The organism is Streptomyces sp. adm13(2018), from assembly GCF_008042145.1.
Lineage (GTDB): Bacteria > Actinomycetota > Actinomycetes > Streptomycetales > Streptomycetaceae > Streptomyces.
Genome location: NZ_RDBH01000273.1, coordinates 1 through 4983, shown reverse-complemented (window position 1 = coordinate 4983; position 4983 = coordinate 1). Strand labels below are relative to the sequence as shown.

The 4983-nt window shown below is 73.8% G+C and carries 6 protein-coding genes; 4 read left to right on the top strand and 2 right to left on the bottom strand.

The annotated features are described in order from the left end of the window. Nucleotides 1-1051: serine/threonine-protein kinase (locus tag EAO70_RS36535; RefSeq protein WP_261993237.1), on the bottom strand; the 1051-nt coding region annotated here is incomplete at its 3' end. Between the two features lie 278 nt (nt 1052-1329). Here EAO70_RS36535 and EAO70_RS36530 point away from each other — a divergent pair. Together EAO70_RS36530 and EAO70_RS36525 are read left to right on the top strand one after the other, a co-directional pair. Beyond that, on the top strand, nt 1330-2208 hold the full coding sequence (locus tag EAO70_RS36530) for a glycosyltransferase family 2 protein (RefSeq protein WP_187284206.1): 879 nt from the start codon (nt 1330-1332) through the stop codon (nt 2206-2208). Between the two features lie 23 nt (nt 2209-2231). Continuing rightward, complete coding sequence (locus EAO70_RS36525) at nt 2232-2672, top strand: hypothetical protein (protein WP_148007080.1); 441 nt, start codon at nt 2232-2234, stop codon at nt 2670-2672. A 69-nt stretch (nt 2673-2741) separates the two neighbouring features. Here EAO70_RS36525 and EAO70_RS36520 read toward each other — a convergent pair whose 3' ends face one another. Continuing rightward, a complete protein-coding gene (locus EAO70_RS36520; protein WP_148007079.1) occupies nt 2742-3677 on the bottom strand; it encodes an alpha/beta hydrolase in 936 nt (311 codons plus the stop codon). 112 nt (nt 3678-3789) lie between these two features. Between EAO70_RS36520 and EAO70_RS36515 the strand changes: the two genes are divergently transcribed. Both EAO70_RS36515 and EAO70_RS36510 read left to right on the top strand, forming a co-directional pair. Continuing rightward, nucleotides 3790-4233 carry a MarR family winged helix-turn-helix transcriptional regulator gene (locus EAO70_RS36515; RefSeq protein ID WP_148007078.1) on the top strand — a complete coding sequence of 148 codons (444 nt, stop codon included), beginning with the start codon at nt 3790-3792 and terminating at the stop codon, nt 4231-4233. 96 nt (nt 4234-4329) lie between these two features. Beyond that, the coding region (locus tag EAO70_RS36510; RefSeq protein ID WP_148007077.1) for a class I SAM-dependent methyltransferase at nt 4330-4983 on the top strand (654 nt) is incomplete at its 3' end.

The window sequence follows — 4983 nt, the reverse complement described above, 5'->3', positions numbered from 1 at the left end:
GTTCGTCGACGACCCCTCCGGCGCGCTCACGACGACCGGTCAGATCGTGGGCACTGGCCTCTATCTGGCCCCCGAGCGGGCCCTCGGGCAGCCCGCCGCTTCCCGGTATCGGGCCGGTGCCGGGCATGGGTCCGGCCCCCTGGGTCCGGCCGCTCGGCGCGTGCACCGCGCGCGTGGCCGCGCCCCCCGGCCGACCGGCGGTGTGGTGCGGAGTGTGCTGGGCGGGGGCGGGCCGGGCGTAGGCGCGCCAGGCGCCGGAGGAGAACCAGTCGGCGATGGCCTGCGCCGGCGGCCGCTGCTCCGGCTGCTTGGCCAGCAGGCTCAGCAGGTACGTCTCGAACTCGGGCGGCAGCGCCACACCGAGCCGGGTCGGCGGCGTCGGGGCGCTGTCGATGTGCTGGTAGAGCAGGGCGGTGGCGGTGTCCGCGCGGAAGGGCGTGTGTCCGGTGAGGAGTTGGTAGAGCACGCAGCCGAGCGAGTAGACGTCGGAGGCGGGCGAGGCGGACTGCCCGAGGGCCCGCTCGGGGGCCAGATAGAGGCCAGTGCCCACGATCTGACCGGTCGTCGTGAGCGCGCCGGAGGGGTCGTCGACGAACCGCGCGATGCCGAAGTCGGCCAGTTTCACCGTGCCGTCCCCGTCGACCAGCAGGTTCCCCGGCTTGATGTCCCGGTGCACGACACCCTGCCGGTGCGCGGCGGCCAGCCCGGCGGCGGCGTGCGCGGCGACCACCGCGACCCGCTCGGCGGGCAGCACCAGCGGGTCGGAGGGACTCCCGGCGAGGCTGTCGCCCTCCACCAACTCCATGACCAGGAACAGCTTTCCGTCCCAGGTGCCGAAGTCGAAGACGCCCACCACGTGCGGGTGGCTCAGCCGGGCGGCGGTCTGCGCCTCCAGCCGGAACCGGTCGGCGGCGGAGGGGTCGGTCCCGTGCGCCAGCATCAGCTTCACGGCGACGTCCCGGCCGAGCACCTCGTCGGTGGCCTGCCACACCTCGCCCATGCCGCCCCGGCCGATACACACATGAAGCCGATATCGGTCCGCGACCAGCACCTGGAGACCACTCCTTCGACGATCGATCAACTTGACGGAAGGGAACCAGCGTAGAGCCGCCGGGCGACGCGCTTCGCGGCGCTCCCCCCGGGGCGCCCGCCGGCCCCCGTGAGGAAGCCCACGTCGGGCGCCCGCGCCCCCGGGATCCGGGCGGGGCGATGGACGGCGGCCGAGCCTCGGGTGAACGGAGGGTGGCGTCGTCCGGTTAGCATCGCGGGCCGGAGTGAGTCCGGAAGTGAGTGCCGGCGGACGCCGGTGACCGTGGAACGGAGAGAGTCGTGGCGCGACCTCGTGTGGGTGTGGCGGTACTGACGATGGGCACGCGCCCGGACGAGCTGGGGGCGCTGCTCGGCGCCGTGGCGGCGCAGGACGAGCCCGCCGCCCGGATCGTGGTCGTCGGCAACGGCACGGGGACCCTGCCGGAACTCCCCGAGGGCGTCACCGGGGTCGAACTGCCCGAGAACCGGGGCGTGTCCGGGGGTCGTAACGTCGCGATCGAGACCCTGCGCGCGTTCGGCGACGTCGACGTCGTGGTGGACCTCGACGACGACGGCCTGCTCGTCGACACCGACGTCTTCCGCCGCCTGGCCGACCTGTACGAGGGCGACGACGCCCTGGGTGTGGTGTCGTTCCGCATCGCCGACGAGACGGGCGAGACGCAGCGCCGCCACGTGCCCCGCCTGGGGGCGAAGGACCCGATGCGCGGCGGTGAGGTCACGACCTTCCTGGGCGGCGGCCACGGACTGTCGATGACGATGCTCGACGAGATCGGCGGCTGGCCGGAGGACTTCTTCTTCACCCACGAGGAGACCGACCTGGCCTGGCGTGCCCTGGACGCGGGCTGGAAGGTCGTCTACGAGCCGAAACTCCTCCTCCAGCACCCGAAGACCAGCCCGGCCCGGCACGCCGTCTACTACCGGATGACGGCCCGCAACCGCGTCTGGCTCGCCAAGCGCAACCTGCCGGTCCTGCTCGTCCCCGTCTACCTGGGCGTGTGGACGCTGCTCACGGTGGCCCGCACCCGCTCCCTGCCGGGCCTCGCGTCCTGGTTCGCCGGCTTCGCGGAGGGCGTCCGCCGCTCCGGCGGCCCCCGCCGCCCCATGCGCTGGTCGACGGTCCGCCGCATGACGAGCCTGGGCCGCCCGCCCGTCATCTGACCCGTGTGACGGAGGATGCTCCCATGTGCGCCGCCATCGATCCCGCCGACTACCCCCGCCACGTCCCGCCGGGCAGGTATCCCGGGTGGGACCAGGCCCTCGCCCTCCTGAACCGGGACCTGGCGGCGACGCTTCCCCAGGTGGAGCCCCTGCGACTGCTGGCCCTCCCGCCCTACGAGGAGGACGAGCCGGAGCACGTCCACGTCGCCATGGCCAACGGCGAGTGGCACGGCAACAACCTGGACGCGGAGTCGCAGGACAGCCCTGCCGCCGCACTGGCGAGCGTGGCCGACGCCGCACAGGAGACCGTCGTGGAGCTCCTGTGGCGGGCGTGGCCCCTGTGCCCCGAGCACGGCCTGGGCATGCACCCGGCGGAGGACGCCGAGGAGCGCCTGTTCTGGTGGTGCTCGGGCGGCGGCCCGTCGCACTTCCACGTGCCGGTGGGCGCACTGGACGCTCTGTGACGGGAAGCCGGGGTCCTGGTCGTGTTTCCGACCGGAGGCGTGGCCCCGCGGGCCGTCCCCCGCCTCGCGTCAGCGGTCTTCCTCACCGCTCCGCGGCCTGACGGGGGCGACCGGGACGGGGAGGTGGGCGGTGAGGAAACGGGCGGCGCGGTCGAGTGCGGCGTCCGCCTCCTCCAGACGGCCGTGCTCGCCCTGGTAGACGTGCGGGAGGCCCGCTCCGATCTCCAGCGTGGCCTCGACGCCGGCGGCGCCCGCGCGGGCGGCCAGACGTACCGCGTCGTCGAGCAGCACCTCGTTCGCGCCCACCTGTACGAGCAGCGGGGGCAGGCCCGTGAGGTCGGTGAAGACCGGGCTGGCGAGGGGGTCGCCGGGGTCGCCGGCGCCGATGTAGAGGTCCGCGAAGGCGCGTATGCCGGCCTCGGTGAAGATCGGGTCGGCGTCCGCCCTCGTGCGCATGCTCTCCCCGGAGAGGGTGAGGTCGACCCACGGGGAGAAGACCACCACGGCGGCCGGTTGCGGCAGTCCCGCCTTCCGGGCGGCGAGCAGGGTGGCGAGCGCGAGGCCGCCGCCGGCCGAGTCGCCGGCCAGGACGAGTTCCCGGGGGTCGGTACCGGTCTCCAGCAGGTCGCGGTAGGCGGCGAGGCCGTCCTCGACCGCGGCCGGGAAGGCGTGCTCGGGAGCCAGGCGGTAGTCGACCGAGGTGGCCCGCAGTCCGGTGCGGGCGGCGAGTTCACCGGCGAGGCCGGTGTGGGTGTCGGGCGAGCCCAGGACGTAGCCGCCGCCGTGGAGGTAGAGCAGCCGGCCGCGGTCGGCCGCTCCGGCCGGCTCCAGCTCCAGGGCGGGCCTGCCGCCCACGACCGTCCGACGGGTGGTGACGTCGTCCGGTGCCGGTCGGGTCATGGCGGCGGCGAAGCCGGAGCGCTGCTCGGCGGGGGTGTGCGGCTCGTCGCCGCGCGGGACGGAGCGGAGCAGGGCGTCCAGGGCGTGGCGCTGCTGTGCGGACATGGCGGGCCTCCATCGGCTCGGCCGGATGCGAAGATTGATTCCTTGGAATCCATCTGCTTTCAGCTAAGCACATTCCAGGGAAGATGATTCCTGGGAATCTATTGGAGGTTCTGTGAGCCACGCCACTCCGCTGTTCCTCGACCTCGTCCGCGTGGAGACCCGCCTCTACAACGCGGTCGGAGCCCGCCTGCGCGCCGAGAGCGACCTGACCCTGGGCCAGTTCGAGATCCTGCAGATCATCGACCGGGTGGACGGGTGCCGGGTCCTCGACATCGTGGGCGATCTGGCGATCACCGTGGGGGCCGTCAGCAAGGCGGTCGACCGACTGGTGGCCGGCGGCTGGTGCGTGCGCGCCGCGCACCCGCAGGATCGCCGCTCCTCGGTACTGCGCCTGACGACCGAGGGTGAGAAGGCACTGTCGGCCGCCCGCCCCGTGGTCGAGACCACACTCGCCACCCTGACCGAGGGCATCCCCGCCACCGACCTCACGAACCTCGCCACCACCCTGACCACCCTCCGCGCAAACCTGGAGGCGAGCGGCGAAGGCCGGCTCTAGCTGGTCTCTTTCGGTCCATGGGGGCGGCGCGGGTCAGGAGTGATCCGTAGGAGAAGGCCTCCGAACCGGCAACAGCCCCCGCAGGGTGCCGTCAGGATGACCAGGGTGACGACCACAGACCTATGGCACCACTACGGCCGGGCCCGCGCCGCGCAGGACCGCGCCGTCCCCGACTCCTTCCACTGGGCCTGGGACCAGCAGGCCGGGCCGGGCCCGGAAGTCCTCGGCGACCTCACCGGCAAGACCGTGGCCGACCTCGGCGCCGGCGCCGCCCGCCACGCCGCGCACCTGGCCGTGCACCACGCCCCGGACCGGGTCGACGCCGTGGACGCGTCCCCGGCCCAGCACGGCCTGGCCACCACCCTGTACGCCGACCTCGCCCCCCGCCTGCACCTCGTCCACGCGGACGTCGTCGCCCACCTCCGCGCGCACCCGGGCGCCTACGACGTGCTCTACAGCAACTTCGGAGCGGTGGACTTCACCGACCCCCGCGAACTGCTCCCGGCCGCCGCGCACGCGCTCCGCCCCGGCGGGCGCCTGGCCTTCTCCACCCTCGCCCACTACCTGTCCGGCCAGCCCGCACAGCCGGACGTCACGGCCGCCGAGGTACCGGCGAAAACCCCGGAGGGCGAGAGCGCCACCCTGCACCGGTGGGTGCTTCGGAAACACGTGTGGACCGACCTCCTGAACCAGGCCGGCTTCACCGACATCCACACCGAGGAACTCCCCGCCACCAACGGCCCCCGCCCC